Consider the following 18,637-nt stretch of genomic DNA (forward strand, 5'->3'; position numbering starts at 1 on the left):
TCGTAGATCTCGACCGCGAACTGGGCCGGGCAGACGGCGACGGTACAGAAGAGCAGGACGAGGGGCAGGATGGAGTGACGCATGGACAAAAATACGCGTGAAGGAGCGTCCGCATGGCATCATATGGCGACGCCGATGGCGGCGGCTTCCACACGTCGGGCGCCGGCCATGAGCAGGGCCATGGCGGCACCGTTCGCGGTGGCGCCCGTCGTGAGCACATCGTCCACGACCAGCAGACGCAGATTACGGACGCGGTCGGGTCTGCGGACCACGATGGCATTCCTCACGTTCTTCAGACGCTGCCCTGCGTCGAGCCTCGTCTGGCTGCCCGTATAGTGCGTACGGACGAGGGCGTCGTCGATCATCGGAATCTCCATGGTACGGGCCACGCCACGGGCGATGAAGTCGGCCTGGTTGTAGCCCCGTTCGCGGCGCCGTGCGGGATGGATCGGCACTGGAAGCACGGCATCGACGTGAATGCCGGCGACGGTGGTAAGCATGGTACCCAGCTCCTCGCCGAAGGCGACTGCGAGCTTCGTTCTGCCGTCGTACTTGACGGCATGGATGGCGTGCTGGATGGTCGTGCCCGTGCCGACGGGATAGAGGGCATGGACGTCGGAGAGTGCCAGGTCGTCGGGATGGAAGTGCGTCGCGATGCGGGGAAACAGTTCGTACGATGGCGGGGCGATCCGGTGGGTATCGAGGGCCGTATCATCGATGCCCGGCATGCGGGTCGTACGTGTGCCGAGATATCGGCCGGTCATCAGGCAACGCCGGGGAAAGACGACGTCGTCGAAGGCACGGAACCAGGTGACCAGACTCCGTACCATGACGGTACGGAGTCCGGTCATGGCATCATACTCGTGCTTCGTTCACGAACTGGAGACGTTCTGCGAGATCACCGGGCAGGGCCGGGGTATGCGTCCGCGGGATGAGGAAGCTGCTCATGGCCGTGATGTCGTCGAAGACGCGCTGTTTCAGCGTCGTCATCATCAGGTAGTCATGGCCGCTCGACCCGCCCGTGCCGACGCGCATGCCGATCATGCGGCTGACCATCATCGTATGACGATAGCGCCAGAGCGAGACCAGACGATCCAGCTCGATGACGGCGTCCAGGAAGCGATAGGGGATCTGGAGCAGGGGATACTCGCGATACGTCGAGATGAAGAGTACTGCGAGTGTGGCGCGCTGTGACAGACGGCGCGCCCCCTGGGCGACGAGGGCATCGTACTGCGTCGTGTCGAAGATGGCCAGGAAGCCTTTCTCGTTGGCGTCCACCTGCGCGAGCGCTTCCGACGGATCGTGCCCTTCGGCTTCGGCCAGGCGGCGGATCTCCACACGATCGTTGTCGAGCATGTTCCGCACGGCAGTACGGTACTCTTCCCAGAACGTATACGATCCCGATTCCATGAAGGGTAGCTTCTCCAGCCATTGCTGGACGACGGAGAAGAGCGTGGGACCGTTCGTCGCCGCTTCGATGGCGGCACGATGTTCTTCGGTCAGGCTGTCCCGATAGCTGCGCAGCACGCGGCGATCGTCCGACAGGCCCAGCGTGCGTTCGAGGACGCGCCACTGCACGGACTGGAAGCCGCTGGCGGGGTTCAGGAAGGCGCGGAAGTCCATGAAGTCCGGAGGCGTCATGGTTTCCAGGATCGTGAACTGGTTGGCGGCATGCTCCATGATGCGGTTGACGCGCTGGAGCCGCGCGTGGCATGTGGCCACGCTGGCCTCCGGAACGTAGTCGCGGTCGAGGTCGTCGATCACCGTCTTCAGTTCGAACAAGACCTGCTTGAACCACAGTTCGAAGGTCTGGTGGGTGATGATGAAGAGCAGTTCGTCGTGGGCATGGGCGCCCTGCTTGTCGCTTTCGGGATGCTGCGAGTCGAGTACCCTGTCGAGTTCGAGGTAATCGCTGTAGTAGATCATTGGATGTCTTCCTTATGGAATACTGCCGTCTGTGCTACGCGGTCATGCAATGCCATACGGGCTTCACCGAGTGCGAAGAAGCAGCCGATGAAGATCACGAAGCTGGCGAAGCCCGCGATATAGTCGAAGAAGGCGAGCGCAGGCAGCAGAGCGATGAAATTGAGAAGTGACGAGATATGTTTCACGGCCCAGCGCTTCGCGAAGAGAGCTACGTTCCCGCGCCTCCCGTCCGCATGGGCGATCTTGAGACCGAAGACGAGCTTGCCCGGAGATGAGCCGATGGCCATTTCGATCATCGAATAGAGCAGTCCGACGATGACGCTCGTGAAGCTCATGCTCTGCACGATCTCGAGGATGTAGTCGATCTGGCTTTCGGGAATGCCGAGCATGGAATAGACGCCGTACAGCTGATCGATCTCCTCGCTGGAGATCATCGACGTCTGTACGCCCATGTTCACGAGGACCATCGCGAGGGCGAAGATGAGGGCGACCATCATGATGCCGTCGAGGATGACAGCCAGGAGGCGTTTGCCGAAGCCGACACGCAGGTATTCTACTGGTGGCCTCATGGACCCGCCCATGGGGTTCTGGGAATAATCAACCGGCTGCACGATTCACCTTGGATGGTTGTACTTGTTCGAGGATACGTACGGCGATGTCGTATTTCTTGAAGGGGGGCATGAGATAGATGCCGTCGATGCGATTCATGACGGACCGGAGGAATTCGACGGTGATGTCGATACCCACGGCAGTGGCGTGTTCGGTGTCGGTACCGGCCGCCCGCATGCGTTCGCGGACCCATACGGGAATCGCCATGCCGGGCACTTCGTAGTGCAGGAATTCCGCATGACGGATCGTCCGGAGCGGAATGACGCCGAGCATGAAGCGGATGTCGATGCCCTGGATACGTTCGAGGAAGGTATGGAGCAGTTCTTCGTCGAAGATGGGCTGGGAGAATGCCACGTGCGCGCCTTCTTCGGCCTTGGCCGCCAGACGGTCGATCTCGCGTTCGAGGTCTTCGGCCGCGGGGTTCACCGCACAGGCGATGCAGAACTGCGTCGGCTCGCCGAGCGGATTGCCCATGAGGTCCTGTCCATGATTCATCCTGCCCATCGCGCGGACGAGGCCGATGGAGTCGACGTCATAGACGCTCGTGGCGGACGGGAAGTCGCCGATATGGGTCGGATCGCCGGTGACGGCGAGGATGTTGCGCAGGCCGAGAGCGTATGCGCCGAGGACTTCGGCCTGGAGGCCGACCATGTTGCGGTCGCGGCAGGCGAGGTGCGTGATGCATTCCATGCCGGTCTGCGTCTGCACCATGTGCGAGATGGCGATGGGACTCATCCGCAGGCGCGCACGCGCTCCATCGGAGATGTTCACGGCGTCGATACCGTGCGCCTTCAGATAGCGTGCGCCGTCGATCACGCTGTGCATGTCGAGGCCCCGGGGAATGTCGAGTTCGACGGTGGCCACGAATCCGTTCCCGAGCGTACGCTGGAACGTCGAGCGTGAATCCTCTGCAGCATCGCGGCCATGTTCCTTCGGAGCGTGCTTGATCACGACGGGTGCCGTGCCTACGCCATGATTGCGTACGGCATCGGCGATGGCCCTGATGTGTTCCACGGTAGCGCCTCCGTCGGCACCGATGATGGCGGCGCCGTGTTCGACCAGACGTGCGGCCGCACTGGCTACGTACTGCGGTTCCGCATTGTAGACGGGAAAACCGTCGATGATGGTGGGGATACCGATGTCCGGTTGGGCGCAGAGCGCCACCGGGCTGACGCGGAGGGACTGGACGATGGCGAGCATGCGCTGCGGGCCTACCGTGCCGTTGCTGCCGAGGGCCGTGATGCCGTGACGCGTGAGCCGCTCGGCGACGTCGCTCGGATAGGAGCTGGCCAGGACGGAACCGTCTTCCGGAAACGACTTCGATGCGACGAGCGGTACGTCCGTACTCAGCGCTCGTACGACGTCGATGGCGATTTCGAGTTCGTCGAGATTGATGAAGGACTTCAGCATCACGATGTCGGCGCCGGCGGCCAGCAGTGCCGTCACCTGTTCCGTGAAGCATGCGCGGAGATCGTCGGGTTCGAGCGGACCGAGCGGACGCAGGAAGCGGCCGGCGGGACCTACGACGCCCGCGACGACGGCACGGTCACCCGCGGCCGTCCGTGCGATCCATACACCTTTACGGTTGAGTTCGTGAACGCGGGCCGACAGCATCGAGGATTCGAGTGCGTACCTGTTGGAGTGCATGGTATTGCTCTGCAACAGCGTAGCGCCGGCGTCGAGGAATTCATGATAGATACGTTCGATCACGACGGGATGAGCCAGGTTGTAGCGGTCGCAGGGACGTTCCGAGAATCCGCGCTTCGCGAGCTCGATGGCCATCGAGCCATCGGTAACGATCGGTTCACGCCCGAGCTTGTCGCGGAACACCACGGCCCCGTTCGTGAGGGTGGTACTCATTCCTTGCGCCCCTTTCTCCATCCGTCGAGAGAGAATGGCGATGCCGGATACTTCCACAGGAAGGCGCAGCCGGCGATCATCATCGTATTCTTGGCCACCTTGATCCAGCTCACTTCTTCACCGCCCTGCGAACCGAAGCAGCCGCAGTCGATCTTGAGTCCTTGCGACACCGCCCATGCGATGGCCCCGGTGAACATCACGAGCATGATGCCGCAGAGCAGGGCGCTCGTTCGTACGCGCAGGCCGGCCAGCAGGGCCACGCCGCAGAGGAGCTCCAGCCACGGGATGACGAGGGCGTAGGCGTGGATGACGAAGGAGGGGAGGAGATGATAGTGATCGATCGACGTTGCAAAGGCCAACGGTTCCATGATCTTCGGTATGGCTGCATAGAGGAAGAAGCCACCGAGATAGCAGCGAAAGATCAGCGAGAGCCAGGGTATCGCATTCATGCCCGCAAGTTACGATGGAAGAACGAAGGATGACTTGCTACCCCTTCGCGGAGATGCTATATTCGACGCGTTACGTTTCCACATTCTCACTGCACGGAGGGGTCAGATGTACGAAGAAGATCTCAGCGCGATGGACGCATCAGGAGCGGCCGGACTCGGTATCGGCTTCTTCCTGTTCATGATCGTTATCTATCTTTTCTATGGCTATTGCATAGGACGGATACTCCAGAAGGCCGGCAAGCCGCTATGGGTCGGCTTCGTGCCGATCTACAACAACATCGTCATGCTGGAGATCATCGGACGTCCGGTATGGTGGATCGTGCTGCTCCTCATCCCGTTCGTGAACTTCATCATCCTCATCATCACCTACATCGATCTGGCCAAGAGCTTCGGCAAGGATACCGTCTACGGCATCCTCCTGATCCTCTTCGGATTCATCATGCTGCCCGTCATGGCGTTCAGCAAGGATATCCAGTATCAGGGCCCTGCGGTAACGCAGCCGGGACCGGTGATCTGACGATTCTCGACCGCGAATCGAATATGAGAAGGGCAGCCCATGGGCTGCCCTTCTTCGTTTGAACGTCATGATCGGGTCATGTCCGTCATTGCCTGTACCTCACGCAAAGGCCAGCCAGGTGGAGATCCAGCTCCAGACGATCAGGATGACGACGATGGAGCTCAGGACGATGCCGATGCGGGCAAGCAGTACGGCACCCTTGACGTCACGCCGCTCGCGCGGATCGATGCTGTCGCCCGCCGGTTGCAGGCGTGCCATACGGAGCACCTGCATACCGCAGACGAGTCCTGGTACGCCCCATACGATGGAGAGGACGATGGAGGCATAGCCGAGCCATACCATTGATGTCGTGCGTTTCACAGTTTCTTCGCGTCCAGTGCCGTTTCGATCTGCAGTGCGAGGTCGGCGAAGTGAGCTTTCGTGGATGCATCGGATGACGATGCGGACTTGAGCTTCTTCAACAGTCCGGTGAGCTGGGCGCGGGAGAGGGCACGGACGTCGGTGTTGTAGACGTCGGGTCCACGGAAGAACGCGGCGAAGGCGTCGCCCGTCGGTGCTGGTGCAGGCTTCTCGGCCTTGGCGATCAATGACTGGACGAAGTTCCGCTGCAGGTTACGGCGATAGAAGTCCACCGGGCCGCGCGACGTCACCTCCTTGAAGAGCATGGTCTCCAGATCCGTGAAGAGCTCCGATACCGAATAGGCCTGCGTGCCGAGACGTGCCTGCTGGTCGATGAGGCGCATGAGCTTGTCGTTGCTCATGGTGGTGCGCATTATGCTCGTCTGGAAGTCGGCCAGTTGCTGTACGCCACCGTTCGGGGCGATCACACCGAGTACGCGATCGTCGAGCAGCCATGTCGGCGTCGTGAAGACCTGTTCGTTGAGGAAGGTGAGGGCCGCCTTCTGACGCTCCTTCGTCACCGGCGTGAACTGCGGTCCGGCCACACCGAAGACCTTGCGTTCGATCTCCACGCCACCGGGGATGTTGGCCACGTGGCCCATCTCGCGGCGCCACTGTCCGAGAACGTCGCCATAGAGTTCGTCGAGCTGACGGAAGTTCTTTCCTTCCTGATACGTGGCATCGTAGAGATACCCCATAATGCGCTTGAGGTTGGCTACACCGTAGGTGCCGGCCTTGATGGCATCGTCGCCGAGATCTTCCATCTGCGACGTCGGATCCATCGTAAGCCATTGCTGCGCACCGAAGCGGAGCATCTTGTCCGTCTCGGACGCCCTTGCCCACTTGTGGAGCGTATCCGTTTCGGCGTCGGAGGTCGTGGCGCCGATGATCGGACGATATCCCCAGCGGATGGAATGCTTGTCGTATGGTCCGATGCCCGGCATCGTATTCACGTTGTCGCCGGGCTGGGCGACGTAGTTGAAGCGCGCATAGTCCATGATGGACGGTGCGGTGTTGTAGAGCCTGGTGAACGTCGACGAGCGCAGCGAATCCACGGGATAGGAGTTCGAGGCCTTCATGTTGTGGGGCAGGCCGAGCGTATGACCCACTTCGTGCGTCGCGACGAAGGAGACGAGCTCACCCATCAGATCGTCGGGATAGGGCAGCTTGCGTGCGCGCGGGTCGGACACCGCCTGTGTGAAGTACCAGCTCGTGAGCAGCTTCATGATGTTGTGGAACCAGCCGATATCGCTTTCGATGATCTCGCCCGTGCGCGGATCGTGGATGTTCGGTCCGTAGGCATTCTCGATATCGGAAGGATAGTAGCGGATCACGGAATAGCGGGCATCTTCCGGCGACCATTCGGGGTCTTCCTGCGGCGTGGGGGGATCGATGCAACGGATGGCGTTGCGGAAGCCTGCGGCTTCGAAGGCCGTGTTCCATGCTTCGACGCCCCGTTTGAGCCACGGACGCCACTGGACTGGCGTCGCGGGGTCGAGGTAGTAGGTGATGGGCTTGATGGGCTCGACCAGTTCACCGCGGAGGAAGGCGGCCGTATCCTTCGGCTCGAGCCTCCAGCGCAGGATGTACTGGCGCGTCAGCGCTTCCGCTTCGGGACGGCCGTAGTCCGTCTGATAGAGCGAGAAGAATCCCACACGAGGATCGGCGAGACGAGGCGTCATCGGCTTCTCGGGCAGGCGCACCATGGAATGGTGCATGGTGAAGCTGACGGTGCGCGACTGCGGATTCTGCGGAGACTGGTCGGCATTGAACGTGATGACGTTCTCGACTTCGATATTGGTCGGGAAGCTGCGGGCGTACTCGACGTAGGAGCGCTCGCGGTCCAGCATCGAGATCTTGAATTCCTGCCGCAGTTCCCGGCCCGGGGTCATGATGCCGACGTCCGTCGTATAGAGATCCGTCACGTCGATCACGATCGTCGACGAATCCTTGTTGAAGGCCTGGATGGGGAAGGCCTTGATGACTTCGTCGAAATTGGAGGCCTTCACTGCCCGGCTGATGGGCAACGAATCGGCGGCCACGTTCTCGTAGCTCACCGTCCGTAGCATGATCTTGTCGAATTTCCGTTCCCAGCGGATCACCTGCGTCGTGTTTTCCTCGCCGCCGTAGCCTATTCTCGGCGTCTTGGCGAGTCTCGATACGAAGAGCAGCTCCCTGCCGAGTTCCTGCTTCGGAATCTCGTAGAAGACCTTGTCGTCGATGCGATGGACGATGAACAGACCCGAGTCGCTCACGGCTTCTTTCGTGATCACCTTGTCGTACGGTTTCGGACCCTTCTTTCCACCGGCCGCGGCCGCATCACCGCCACCGGGTGGCGGCGTGGACGTCTGCTGCGCACTCTGTGACGATCCACAGGCCATGACGAAGGATCCTGCCGCAGCCACCAGGGCCATGCGAGCAAGTTCGAGGGGCTTCGGAAGATGTACCATCATTGGGCTGAACTATGAAGAACGGTAGGAATTGTGCGTCGGAAATTATCACTATTGAAGGCAAGACTTCATTGCCGGAATTGCCAAAAATAAAACAGTGTCCGCTGCGCCGGGTATTGAACCCGCAACGGACACCGTGTGTGTGTGATGCATGAAGACGTCGCAAGCGACGGAGGGTGATCCCCATGCATCGGGGGAAGTCGAGAACCAGTAAAACAACCGAAACGCAAGATAGTTACAATCCGGCCGTGTATTTCTTGCGGCGCGGCGATATTTTTGCACCTATGCCACCATCCGGACTCTGTGTCGGCCTCGACATCGACCTCGCCAAGTTGCCGCGTCATCTTCAGCAGCGTGATGATGCCGTCGTTCTGTTCAACCACGCCGTGATTGAAGCTACGCGCCACGTGGCCGCCAGCTACAAGATCAACCTGGCGTTCTACGAGAAGCTCGGAAGATCCGGCATCGACGCGATGTACGCCACCCGCGAAATGGTGGGCTCTTCCTATCTCATCGCGGACGCCAAGCGTGGCGACATCGGGAATACGTCGAGCGCCTATGCCGCCGCCCTCTTCGAGGATCTCAGGGCCGACGCCGTGACGGTGGCGCCCTATATGGGACGCGACTCGGTCGAGCCGTTCCTGGCCGTGCCCGGACGGATGGTCTACGTACTGGCTCTCACGAGCAACCCCGGATCGCAGGATTTCCAGCGATGCCTGGTGGACGGCGAACCGCTCTACCGCAGGGTGATGCGTCTGGCCCAGTCCTGGGAACGATCCGGCGAGATCGGCTTCGTCGTCGGCGCCACGCATCCGGACGAGCTCGCCGAGATCCGCACATCCTGGCCCGATGTTCCGCTGCTCATCCCCGGTCTCGGTTCGCAGGGGGGAGACGAGGCGGCGACGGTTGCCGCGAACGGCCGTGGTCCAGCCCTCTATAATGTATCGCGGGGCCTTCTCTATCGCAGTGGCGAAGAGAACTTTCACGAGGCGATCCGCACCGAAGCGGAACGTCTTGCAGGGGTCCTGACGTCCTGACCCCGTGGCGCGGAAGCAGGTAGTACCACCGAACACCGGCATCGTTCCGATGTCGACGGGATACCGTCACATTTCCTCCATATGCCGCCACGAGACGGATACAGGAGGATGCGATGTCGTTCACGACGATACCGGAGCGCCTGCTCCAGCGAGCCGTTCATGTCGTTCTGGCCGATCCGGCCAGGCGCCGCATCTGTACGAACGGCGATACGATACAGGTCGTGGCGGGAGGGATGATCAACCCACACGAAGGGCCGGATTTCCGGGACATGGCGATCCTGCACGAAGGTACGGTCCATATCGGAGCGGGGGAGTTCCACAGAAGGGCCTCCGACTGGTATGCACATGGACATGAGAACGACAGGGCGTATGGTTCGTTGCTGCTTCACGTCGTCCTGATAGACGATCTGCCCGTATCGGCCGGTAAGTGGACGGTCGTGCTCGAGAGGGACGAAATCCTTCGTGGCCTCCGTTCCTTCCGTGGTCCCGGAAAGCAGGTGGCCGTCGATCTTCCCGTCGAGGAACTGCAGCATCACGCCTTGTTGCGATTGCTCAGGATGACCGCCGAGGCCGACGTTCTGGTGCAGCGTCTCGGTATCGCCGAGGCCTGCCGTGCCATGACCAGCATATGGTTCGACCGGCTTTCACGGAGGCGACATCGTCCGTTTCCCGAAGGTCTGCTGTATATGCTGAGGCAGCATCTGCCGTATGCGCCCCTTGGCCTTCTGGCCGTGGAGCAGACGATGATCGATCCGGCCATCCTCATCCCGAGCATCGGCCATGCCGAACGGACGTCCATCGCCGGTGAGGGGAGAATGCTCCGTCGCGAACTGTTCGTCAATGCCATCCTGCCCGTATGCTGTGCGACGGCCGACGATATACGACGTATCGTTCTGCTGCAGTGGTACTGGGGAGCGGATAGCGTCCATTCCTACGGCGCGCTGCGGCGCCGCTTCCCCTCGATACCCCAGTCCTACGTCTGGCAGCAGCAGGGCCTCCTCGAATTCATGCGGCATCACGGGACCCGGACATCCGTATGCTCGGACGTCATCAGGGGCTATGGTCTGTCCGATACCCTGGGCTTCCTGCGACTGGTGGAGGGATGAAGAGGCGGTTCGCGCAAGCTGGCCGATATCCGTACCGGCGATCGTATCGCTTCCGGTTCCGTCGGAAGCCCAGTGCATAGCGGTACGGACGTTCCGATCGGGTGGATGGGGTTGCCGAATCGTCGTTCCATTCGATTCAGTCATGCGTCGGCACTATTCACGTTGCGAACCCCGGCATACGTCCAGCCGCCCCTTCCACGTTCTGGAGAACGATCACGGTATCCATGGGGATTCGTTCCGGCTGGTCATGGTATTCTGCACGGACGATCCGCTCAATCCTTCAGTCGTGATTCTCGTGATGCGTCGTGAAGGTCGGCGTAGAACACGTCCCATACCAATAACTCCGTGCTTCCGATCTCGTTCATCGGACTTCCTGCGGCGAGCTCGAGAGCCCGTTCTGGACTCGATGCACGTATCAGAGTGAGGCCGCCGCTGTGATTCTCGAAACCTCCACCTCCGCATGCTACCAGTGAACCTGCGGCATGGAGTTCCTTCAACCATGTCATCAATCGTGGAATCCTCTTCTCGAATTCTTCAGGATCGAATACTTCATCCGTTTGGTGTGATTTCCAGATCAGTGCGTAGATCGTCGGCAATACCGTGTCCGTACCGGGTGCCGGGTGTTCATGTCGTGTATCCATCTCGCATCGTATCGACAGTGGAAGATCGGGTTAATGGCGGAGGGCGTAAGCTACGTTACGGATGCGTTGTCGTCATCATGGCGCCACTACTACATATGGAATACATTGAATTTATGACCGTCCGGATCGGCGAATACGAACCCGTAATACCCTTGACCGAACTCTTCGGGTTCCGAAACGATCGTCCCTCCGGCCTGCCGCACGCTCTCCTCCCACCGATCGACGTCTTCCACGCTGTCGGCGGAAAGCGTGAAGATGATCTCGTTTCCGGCGGTCGGATCGACGATCCGCCCCTTCATGGCAGGCTCGAGCACATCATTCAGGAAGAAATGGATGATGAACTTCTGGTCGCCGAACAGAAAGCTCGTCAGTTGATCCGAAGCTCCATTGTGCTCGAATCCAATGCGTGTATAGAATTCCGTTGTCCGCTCCAGATTGCCGACACCGAAATTGGCCCATATGCGTTTGGTTCTCATAGAGTTCATTGGAATACACCAAATGAATGATCGATGGTGGCATGATCGTGCGGAAAATACCCGTTCCGGCGCTACCATCGCGTTCCCGGTCCGGGCATTGTTACATGTTCGCCTATGGATGGCGGAATTCAAGGATATGTTCCGGTATGGGCGCCGTATCTGTCAGTGGTCGATCCACTCCTGCCGATGGACCACCGCATCGTGCTGTCGACCCGGCACGATGCCGATTCTCATGGAACCAACCCGGGGGCCTTCCGGCACGATGCCGATGACGTCGAGTCCTGTAGTGGGAACCGCGTTGTATTTTTGCGGTTTCATGAATCCAGTCATCAACTTCGGAGTTCGACGTGTCTCGATATACGCTTGTCACCGGTGCCAATGGAGAGATCGGCCACAGTTTGCTTGAAGCGTTCGCCAGGGACGCCGACCGCGCCGTCGTCGCCGTCGATCTTGCACCAATGAGCGCCGAGCTGGCCGCTTCCTGTGCCGCCACGCTTCAAGGCGATATCTCCGATCCCGCCCTGGTCGCACAGCTCGAGAACTACGACTTCGAAGAGATCTATCATCTGGCGGCCCTGCTGTCGACCAGCGCCGAGAAGGCGCCCGAACGCGCCCATAACGTGAACGTGAACGGAACGATGGGCCTCCTGTCGATGGCTCGCCGCATCGGCAAGCGTACGGGACGTCCCGTCACGTTCCTCTTCCCGAGTACGATCGCCGTCTACGGCCTGCCCGGCCTCGCAGCGAAGAATGCCGCCGGACGTGTCACGGAAGACCAGTATCTGACGCCGACGACGATGTACGGTATCAACAAGCTCTACTGCGAGCGCCTGGGCGAATACATGTCGGATCGGTACGGACAGATGACGGATGAAGGCGTCGAAGGTGCCGTCGATTTCCGCGCGCTGCGTTTCCCGGGTCTTATCTCTGCCTTCACCGTGCCGACGGGTGGTACCAGCGACTACGCTCCGGAAATGATCCACGCCGCCGCGCAGAACAAGCCCTACGCCTGCTTCGTGCGGCCCGATGCACGGATTCCATTCATGGCGATGCCCGACGCGGTAAAGGCACTCGTCCAGCTTGCCGGAGCACCTCGCGCGAGTCTGTCGCAGCGCGTCTACAACATCGGCGCCTTCGCTCCTTCCGCTGAAGAGATCGCCGCCAAGGTGAAGCAGGCCTTCCCCGAAGCATCCATTACCTATGTCCCGCACGTCAAGCGTCAGGCCATCGTCGATTCGTGGTGTGCCGACGTCGTCGACGATGCCGCCAGGAAGGACTGGGGATGGAAACCGGACTACGACATGGACAGGGCCTTCGACGAATACCTGATTCCGAACATCGTCGGCGTCTATGCCGGTTGAACGCCGACCAAATGCGCTCGTCCACGAGCAGTCCCCCTACCTGCAGCAGCATGCACATAATCCTGTGCGGTGGCTGCCGTGGACGGACGAAGCGTTCGCCCTGGCGAAGGAACAGGACAGACCGGTCTTCGTCAGCATCGGCTATGCGACGTGCCATTGGTGCCACGTCATGGAGCACGAGTCCTTCGAGGACGAAGACGTCGCCGCTTACCTGAACGAACACTTCATCTGCATCAAGGTCGATCGCGAGGAGCGTCCCGATGTCGACGCCGCCTGCATGGACGTGTGCCAGGCGATGACAGGGCATGGTGGATGGCCGTTGACGATCATGATGGACTCCCTGCGGCGCCCCTTCTTCGCCGGCACCTATTTCCCGCGCGAATCGGGAGCCAACCGTATCGGCTTCATGGACCTCGTCCGGCGCATCCGGGCGGTATGGGATACCGAACGTGAACGTCTCGAGCACTCGGCCGGGGAGATCACGACGATGCTGAAGGATCAGGCCGCGGCCGACCTTCGTGGCGACGTACCCGCCGACGTAGAGGACGTCGTGGTGGACTACCATCGGAGGATGTTCGACGATACCTGGGGAGGCTTCTCCGTCCGTCCGAAATTTCCGAGTCCGCACCATCTGCTCCTGCTCATGCGTCTGGCACGGACGCGGCATGACCCATCGCTGATCGACATGGTCCGTACGACGCTGGATGGCATGCGTTCCGGCGGGTTGTTCGATCACGTCGGCTTCGGCTTCCATCGATACAGCACCGATCGTGAATGGCTCGTGCCGCACTTCGAAAAGATGCTCTACGATCAGGCCATGCTCATGTGGGCCAATACGGAGGCATGGCAGGCGACGGGCGACGATGCCTACCGCACCGTCGTCGGAGAGATCGCCGAGTACCTGCGCCGCGAGATGACGTCGGCCGACGGCGATTTCTTCTGTGCCCAGGATGCCGATTCGGAAGGGGAGGAAGGTCGCTTCTATACGTGGTCTTATGACGAATTCCGGAGTCTGGTCGAGGATGACGCGATCGTGGACCTGATGTCCGTACACCGCGACGGAAATTTCCATGACGAGGCTACCGGTTCGGCGACGGGGTTGAACATCCCGCACGTACGGATGTCACGTCTGCGTGAAGAAGTCACCCATACGACATGGCCCGCCGCCCGGCATCGACTCTATGAACAGCGCAGCCGACGGATATGGCCGCTCACCGACGACAAGGTCCTCGCCGACTGGAACGGTCTGATGATCGCTTCACTGGCCCGGGCCGGGCGTGCCTTCGATGACGAAGGCCTGACGGCCATGGCACGTCGTGCCTATGATGCGGTGGTACGCCACCTCGGTGGACAGGATGGCGGCGAATGGTCGCATCGCTACCGCAACGGACATCGCGCAGTGCGTTCGATGCTCGATGATCATGCGGCCGTCGCCCTCGCGGCCTTCGAACTCTATCAGACGACGTCCGACCGTGGCTATCTCGACGACGTCCGGCTCCATCTCGACACCATCGAACGACGATTCAGTGACGACGGCGTCCTGTACATGACCGACGCCGACGTCCATGACGCCATCGTACGTCAGAAGCAGGGCTTCGACAGTGCCTATCCCAGCGGTAACAGTATCGCAGCCTACGTGATGGCCTGCTATGCCGTCCTTACCGGCGATGCGGACATAGAGCGCAGAGCGATCGAGGCCGTGCGTTCGCACGGTTCGTACCTCGCGCGGATGGCGACGGGCTATTGCATGCTGCTGTGTACGTGGGATCTTCTGAAGCATGGTGGCCGCCAGTTGTCCATCATAGGTGATCCGTCCGATCCCTTCGTGATCGAAGCACGGCGTATCGTCGGAAGGTCCTTCCTCCCGCACGTCGTGCTGAACCACCATCGTGATGCGACGGGCCTGCCCCAGGCGTGCGTCATGGTATGCACGCACGATTCGTGTCTGGCGCCCATCACGTCGATCGCGGAGCTTCGGGCCTGGATCGAAGAAGAGGGCGTGTGATGGGAGTCTACCTCGGTATTCTGCATCTGCTGTCCGTTCTCGGCATCTTCCACGTCCTGGCCATCGGGACGTTCGGGCTGACGCCGCTGGAAGCCGGGATGGGGCTCCTGATGCTGTGGGTGCCGGTCTACGGACTGTGGCTCGGCAAACCCTTCATCGTACCGCGGAGATGGGAGACGACTGCCCTTGTGTCCGTCTGGGCCGTGATGACGGTCGGTTGTCTTGGACCGCTGTTCTCGGCCGACACGACGTTCATCATGCAGTCGGTAAAGACCCATGCCCACTTCACCTACCTGTGGCTCTTCTGCTTCATCATGTACTGCATGCCGGTTTCGGCCGCCGACATCGTGAAAGGATACCGGTTCCATTTCGGCGTATCGATCCTCGTCATGCTCTTCGCCATCTACCAGCTTCCGGCGCGGGCACTCGATCTGCCGGGAGGGTGGCTGGAAATCGTGAACGTTTCCTTCCAGCGCGTCAACGAGGAAACGGAGTTCCAGCAACTCGCCCTCCGATTCGCCGATTTCTATCGGGCGACGTCGATCTTCACGGAACCGTCCTCCCTCGCCATCTACTCCAGCTATTCGCTGGTCATGCTGGTCCTGCCGTACGTCCGCAACAGTCCGCACATCATCCGTCGGGCCTGGCTGCGCATCTTCATCATGATCATCACGCTGCTCGGGCTCTTCCTCGCGTTCTCGCTGACGGGACTCATGCTCGTCGGTGTGGCCTTCATCCTCATCCTGTTCCTGTACAGGGGGATCGCGTGGAAGCGTTTCGGGGCGATTCTCGTCGTCAGTGCCGTCATCCTGTTCTGCACCGACCTGGTCGTCACGCAGTATTCCGGCGTCAGCGTTCTGGGACTCTTCGGTGCCCGGCTCGAATCGATCCTGACCGGTCAGGCTGCCGCGGGAGAGGGCAGTACGATCGTGGGCGAATCGCTGACGCAGCGGACCGGCGACTACGAAGCCTCGTGGGAAGTATGGAAGGAGAACCCCTGGCTGGGTACCGGGCCGGGCAACTTCGGGAACTCGACGTTCGGACGATATCATAACGCCGCATTCCCATCGACGAGCTACGGCAGTGTACTGGCCGAGCTCGGAGTCGTAGGGCTTTTCGTCTTCGTCGTCTTCCTCGTAGGGCTCTTCCTCAGGATGCTGATGGACGAACGGAAATGGACGAAGGGGCATCGCGGAGAGGATTCCGATCTGGAACGCCTCGTCCCATCCCTGCCGTTTCGGGCGCTGCTCCTTATCTTCGTGTGCTTCAACGGCAACAACCTCGTAACGGCGACCTTCTGGTTCGAGGTCATCCTGATGCTGGCAGTACAGAGTGCCCTGCACCGTGCTACCGGAGTCGACCGTACGAGGCAGATTTTTCTGGTCCGGAAGCCGTGGCGGGACATCGTGTTCGCGTCGCATTCCGGCCATGATACAGGCAGAATAGGACAGGCGAATGGCAGTGCGCATCGACGGTAAGGCAATTGCAGCGACGATCCGGGAAGAGATCCGCATCGATGTGGAGCGCATGCGTGCCGAACGGGGCCGCGTCCCCGGATTGAACCTTCTGCTCGTCGGCGACGATCCGGCGTCACAGGTCTACGTCCGCAACAAGGGCAAGGCCTGCGAGGAAGTCGGTATTCGCAGTCTCATCGACCGTCGTCCCTCCGATATCACCGAAGAAGAAGTTCTCGACATCGTCCGGAACTGGAATGCCGATCCTGACGTGGACGGCATTCTGGTTCAGCTTCCGCTTCCGAAGCATATCGATGAACACAAGGTCATCGAAACGATCGATCCCGACAAGGACGTGGACGGCTTCCATCCCGTCAGTGCAGGAAGACTCATGATCGGTCTGCCCGGCTTCGTATCCTGCACGCCGGCCGGTATCCTGGAACTGCTCAAGCGATCGGGAGTGGAAACGTCGGGCAGACATGTCGTGGTGGTCGGACGCAGCAACATCGTCGGCAAGCCGATCGCCATGCTGCTCGCCCAGAAGCGCACGGGAAATGCCACGGTGACGCTCTGCCATACCGGGACGCAGGACCTCGCGTCGTACACGAAGCAGGCCGACATCCTGATCGCCGCCGTCGGTGTGACCCATCTCGTCAAGGCCGACATGGTGAAGCCCGGTGTCGTGATCGTCGACGTCGGTATGAATCGTATCGAACGGCCGGACGGTACGTCCAGGCTGACAGGTGATGTCGACTTCGAGGCCGTGGAGCCCATCGCCGGAGCGATCACTCCGGTGCCCGGTGGCGTAGGTCCGATGACCATCGCCATGCTTCTCAAGAATACGCTCACGGCGGCAAGGGGAGTACGCGGAGAATGAAACGAGATCTGCTCGACGTCATCCACGAGGACGAAGCCGTCGTCGTGGTCAACAAATCGCCGGGGCTCCTGGCCATTCCGGATCGATTCGACAAGTCGCTTCCCGACGTACGGTCGCTCGTACTCGAGCGGTACGGCGAGGCCTTCATCGTCCACCGTATCGACCGCGATACGTCCGGTCTGATGGTCGTGGCCCGTACCGCCGAAGCCCATAAAGCGCTGAACGAACAGTTCGAGCACCAGCAGGTACGGAAACTCTATCATGCCATCCTGTCCGGTGTGCTCGATCGGGACGAAATACCGATCGACATTCCGCTGTCGCCCGACCCGCGGCGCAAGGGACTCATGAAGCCCTCCGCCCGGGGCAAGGAGGCACATACCGTCGTCCGCAGCCTCGAACGGTTCCGTCTAGCCACGCTCGCCGAATGTCGGTTGATCACCGGCCGTCAGCACCAGATCCGTGTCCATTGTGCGGCCATCGGATTTCCGCTGCTCGTGGACAAGGACTACGGCAAGTCGTCGGAGTTCCTGCTCTCTGCCATCAAACGGAAGTACAACCTCGCGCGGAACGCCGAGGAGCGGCCGATCATCGCCCGTCATACCCTCCATGCCTATGAGCTGACCCTCCGACATCCGTCGACAGGGGACAGTGTCTCGTGGCAGGCTCCGTATCCCAAGGACTTCGCCGCCACGCTCCAGGTCCTCCGCAAATATGCCGCGCCCTACGCATCGGCATTCAGTGATGACTTCTTCTAACGTCGTATTTTCGCGTCCATCATCGTTTTCTGAATCTGCGCCCATGATCATCGTTCTCTTCGGAGCGCCGGGTGTCGGCAAAGGCACCCAGGCTGATATTCTCGCCCAAAAGCTCGGTATCGCCCATCTCTCGACGGGAGATGCATTCCGTAGCGCCATCTCCAATCGGACTCCGGTCGGACTCCAGGCCAAGGAATACGTGGACAGCGGTAAGCTCGTACCTGATGAGATCGTTGCCAAGATTGTTGAAGAGGCAATGGCAACTTCTGATTTTTCAAAGGGATGCATACTTGACGGCTTCCCTCGTACACGGACGCAGGCCGATGCGTTGTCGGCACTGCTCGATCATGTAGGACGTGATATCGAGCGTGTCGTGAACATCACGGTCGACGATTCCACGATCGTAACACGTCTGCTCCAGCGTGGCCGTACCGACGACGTGGAAGACGTGATCCAGCATCGCCTCGACGTGTACAACCAGGAAACGGCTCCGTTGCTGGACTACTATGCCGCCAGGGGCAAGCTGGTGTCGATCGATGGCCTCGGTACGGTCGAGGAAGTCAACCAGCGCATCCTCGATGCCCTTCGCGGCACATAATTTGCTACCCACGGTTATCCACACAGCTATCCACAGTCCATCCACTACTGGTGGAAACCGTATGCGATGCAAGATTCTACGATGTCTGGTCCTGCTGGCAAGTGCATTGATTATCAA

18 protein-coding genes are annotated in these 18,637 nt (G+C 60.5%); 9 read left to right on the forward strand and 9 right to left on the reverse strand.

From position 1 onward, the window contains the following. Positions 1–119: 119 nt before the first annotated feature. The 5 genes from BGO89_00340 to BGO89_00360 all read right to left on the reverse strand — a co-directional run bounded on the left by BGO89_00340 (position 120) and on the right by BGO89_00360 (position 4,844). On the reverse strand, positions 120–851 hold the full coding sequence (locus BGO89_00340; GenBank protein ID OJX61084.1) for a hypothetical protein: 732 nt from the start codon (positions 849–851) through the stop codon (positions 120–122). A 4-nt stretch (positions 852–855) separates the two neighbouring features. Next, complete coding sequence (locus tag BGO89_00345) at positions 856–1,926, reverse strand: hypothetical protein (GenBank protein ID OJX61085.1); 1,071 nt, start codon at positions 1,924–1,926, stop codon at positions 856–858. Further along, entirely contained in the window at positions 1,923–2,507 is a 585-nt protein-coding gene (locus BGO89_00350; GenBank protein ID OJX61086.1) for a hypothetical protein, read from the reverse strand. The genes BGO89_00345 and BGO89_00350 overlap by 4 nt, the downstream gene beginning before the upstream one ends. A gap of 16 nt (positions 2,508–2,523) precedes the next feature. Continuing rightward, positions 2,524–4,317 (reverse strand): hypothetical protein, encoded by a 1,794-nt coding sequence (locus tag BGO89_00355; protein OJX61351.1) that lies wholly within the window; start codon positions 4,315–4,317, stop codon positions 2,524–2,526. A gap of 74 nt (positions 4,318–4,391) precedes the next feature. Next, positions 4,392–4,844 carry a hypothetical protein gene (locus tag BGO89_00360; protein OJX61087.1) on the reverse strand — a complete coding sequence of 151 codons (453 nt, stop codon included), beginning with the start codon at positions 4,842–4,844 and terminating at the stop codon, positions 4,392–4,394. A gap of 130 nt (positions 4,845–4,974) precedes the next feature. Between BGO89_00360 and BGO89_00365 the strand changes: the two genes are divergently transcribed. Further along, complete coding sequence (locus BGO89_00365) at positions 4,975–5,361, forward strand: hypothetical protein (protein OJX61352.1); 387 nt, start codon at positions 4,975–4,977, stop codon at positions 5,359–5,361. Between the two features lie 99 nt (positions 5,362–5,460). Here the strand turns inward: BGO89_00365 and BGO89_00370 are convergent, their stop codons facing one another. Further along, the gene (locus BGO89_00370; protein OJX61088.1) at positions 5,461–5,703 is read right to left on the reverse strand and encodes a hypothetical protein; all 243 of its coding nucleotides are present in this window, start codon (positions 5,701–5,703) and stop codon (positions 5,461–5,463) included. A gap of 14 nt (positions 5,704–5,717) precedes the next feature. Then, positions 5,718–8,210: a hypothetical protein gene (locus BGO89_00375; GenBank protein OJX61089.1), complete on the reverse strand. Its 2,493-nt coding sequence runs from the start codon at positions 8,208–8,210 to the stop codon at positions 5,718–5,720. Positions 8,211–8,494: 284 nt separating this feature from the next. On the opposite strand from BGO89_00375, the gene BGO89_00380 reads away from it, so the two are divergent. Together BGO89_00380 and BGO89_00385 are read left to right on the forward strand one after the other, a co-directional pair. Then, entirely contained in the window at positions 8,495–9,247 is a 753-nt protein-coding gene (locus tag BGO89_00380; GenBank protein OJX61090.1) for an orotidine 5'-phosphate decarboxylase, read from the forward strand. 113 nt (positions 9,248–9,360) lie between these two features. Then, the gene (locus BGO89_00385) at positions 9,361–10,353 is read left to right on the forward strand and encodes a hypothetical protein (GenBank protein OJX61091.1); all 993 of its coding nucleotides are present in this window, start codon (positions 9,361–9,363) and stop codon (positions 10,351–10,353) included. 272 nt (positions 10,354–10,625) lie between these two features. Here BGO89_00385 and BGO89_00390 read toward each other — a convergent pair whose 3' ends face one another. Beyond that, on the reverse strand, positions 10,626–10,994 hold the full coding sequence (locus BGO89_00390; GenBank protein OJX61092.1) for a hypothetical protein: 369 nt from the start codon (positions 10,992–10,994) through the stop codon (positions 10,626–10,628). Positions 10,995–11,083: 89 nt separating this feature from the next. Beyond that, complete coding sequence (locus BGO89_00395; protein OJX61093.1) at positions 11,084–11,470, reverse strand: glyoxalase; 387 nt, start codon at positions 11,468–11,470, stop codon at positions 11,084–11,086. A gap of 347 nt (positions 11,471–11,817) precedes the next feature. On the opposite strand from BGO89_00395, the gene BGO89_00400 reads away from it, so the two are divergent. Genes BGO89_00400 through BGO89_00425 form a run of 6 tightly spaced genes read left to right on the forward strand, consistent with a single transcriptional unit; the run spans position 11,818 to position 18,520 of the window. Beyond that, the gene (locus BGO89_00400; protein OJX61094.1) at positions 11,818–12,831 is read left to right on the forward strand and encodes an epimerase; all 1,014 of its coding nucleotides are present in this window, start codon (positions 11,818–11,820) and stop codon (positions 12,829–12,831) included. Further along, positions 12,821–14,836, forward strand: a complete 2,016-nt coding sequence (locus BGO89_00405; protein OJX61095.1) for a hypothetical protein — start codon at positions 12,821–12,823, stop codon at positions 14,834–14,836. Before BGO89_00400 ends, BGO89_00405 begins: the two co-directional genes overlap by 11 nt. Next, the gene (locus BGO89_00410; protein ID OJX61096.1) at positions 14,836–16,314 is read left to right on the forward strand and encodes a hypothetical protein; all 1,479 of its coding nucleotides are present in this window, start codon (positions 14,836–14,838) and stop codon (positions 16,312–16,314) included. The genes BGO89_00405 and BGO89_00410 overlap by 1 nt, the downstream gene beginning before the upstream one ends. Further along, positions 16,292–17,167 (forward strand): bifunctional 5,10-methylene-tetrahydrofolate dehydrogenase/5,10-methylene-tetrahydrofolate cyclohydrolase, encoded by an 876-nt coding sequence (locus BGO89_00415; GenBank protein OJX61097.1) that lies wholly within the window; start codon positions 16,292–16,294, stop codon positions 17,165–17,167. The genes BGO89_00410 and BGO89_00415 overlap by 23 nt, the downstream gene beginning before the upstream one ends. Continuing rightward, positions 17,164–17,922, forward strand: a complete 759-nt coding sequence (locus BGO89_00420; protein OJX61098.1) for a hypothetical protein — start codon at positions 17,164–17,166, stop codon at positions 17,920–17,922. The genes BGO89_00415 and BGO89_00420 overlap by 4 nt, the downstream gene beginning before the upstream one ends. A 43-nt stretch (positions 17,923–17,965) precedes the next feature. Beyond that, positions 17,966–18,520: an adenylate kinase gene (locus BGO89_00425; protein ID OJX61099.1), complete on the forward strand. Its 555-nt coding sequence runs from the start codon at positions 17,966–17,968 to the stop codon at positions 18,518–18,520. Positions 18,521–18,637 lie beyond the last annotated feature (117 nt).

The sequence above is a fragment of the Candidatus Kapaibacterium thiocyanatum genome (genome assembly GCA_001899175.1).
Taxonomy (GTDB): domain Bacteria; phylum Bacteroidota; class Ignavibacteria; order Kapaibacteriales; family Kapaibacteriaceae; genus Kapaibacterium; species Kapaibacterium thiocyanatum.

Coding starts and splice junctions, on each gene's coding strand:
- BGO89_00395 (OJX61093.1), bottom strand. CDS start 11,470: ATGAGAACCAAACGCATATGGGCCAATTTCGGTGTCGGCAATCTGGAG.
- BGO89_00390 (OJX61092.1), bottom strand. CDS start 10,994: ATGGATACACGACATGAACACCCGGCACCCGGTACGGACACGGTATTG.
- BGO89_00420 (OJX61098.1), top strand. CDS start 17,164: ATGAAACGAGATCTGCTCGACGTCATCCACGAGGACGAAGCCGTCGTC.
- BGO89_00375 (OJX61089.1), bottom strand. CDS start 8,210: ATGGTACATCTTCCGAAGCCCCTCGAACTTGCTCGCATGGCCCTGGTG.
- BGO89_00415 (OJX61097.1), top strand. CDS start 16,292: ATGGCAGTGCGCATCGACGGTAAGGCAATTGCAGCGACGATCCGGGAA.
- BGO89_00360 (OJX61087.1), bottom strand. CDS start 4,844: ATGAATGCGATACCCTGGCTCTCGCTGATCTTTCGCTGCTATCTCGGT.
- BGO89_00340 (OJX61084.1), bottom strand. CDS start 851: ATGACCGGACTCCGTACCGTCATGGTACGGAGTCTGGTCACCTGGTTC.
- BGO89_00365 (OJX61352.1), top strand. CDS start 4,975: ATGGACGCATCAGGAGCGGCCGGACTCGGTATCGGCTTCTTCCTGTTC.
- BGO89_00380 (OJX61090.1), top strand. CDS start 8,495: ATGCCACCATCCGGACTCTGTGTCGGCCTCGACATCGACCTCGCCAAG.
- BGO89_00355 (OJX61351.1), bottom strand. CDS start 4,317: ATGGCCATCGAGCTCGCGAAGCGCGGATTCTCGGAACGTCCCTGCGAC.
- BGO89_00385 (OJX61091.1), top strand. CDS start 9,361: ATGTCGTTCACGACGATACCGGAGCGCCTGCTCCAGCGAGCCGTTCAT.
- BGO89_00410 (OJX61096.1), top strand. CDS start 14,836: ATGGGAGTCTACCTCGGTATTCTGCATCTGCTGTCCGTTCTCGGCATC.
- BGO89_00425 (OJX61099.1), top strand. CDS start 17,966: ATGATCATCGTTCTCTTCGGAGCGCCGGGTGTCGGCAAAGGCACCCAG.
- BGO89_00350 (OJX61086.1), bottom strand. CDS start 2,507: ATGGGCGGGTCCATGAGGCCACCAGTAGAATACCTGCGTGTCGGCTTC.
- BGO89_00370 (OJX61088.1), bottom strand. CDS start 5,703: ATGGTATGGCTCGGCTATGCCTCCATCGTCCTCTCCATCGTATGGGGC.
- BGO89_00405 (OJX61095.1), top strand. CDS start 12,821: ATGCCGGTTGAACGCCGACCAAATGCGCTCGTCCACGAGCAGTCCCCC.
- BGO89_00345 (OJX61085.1), bottom strand. CDS start 1,926: ATGATCTACTACAGCGATTACCTCGAACTCGACAGGGTACTCGACTCG.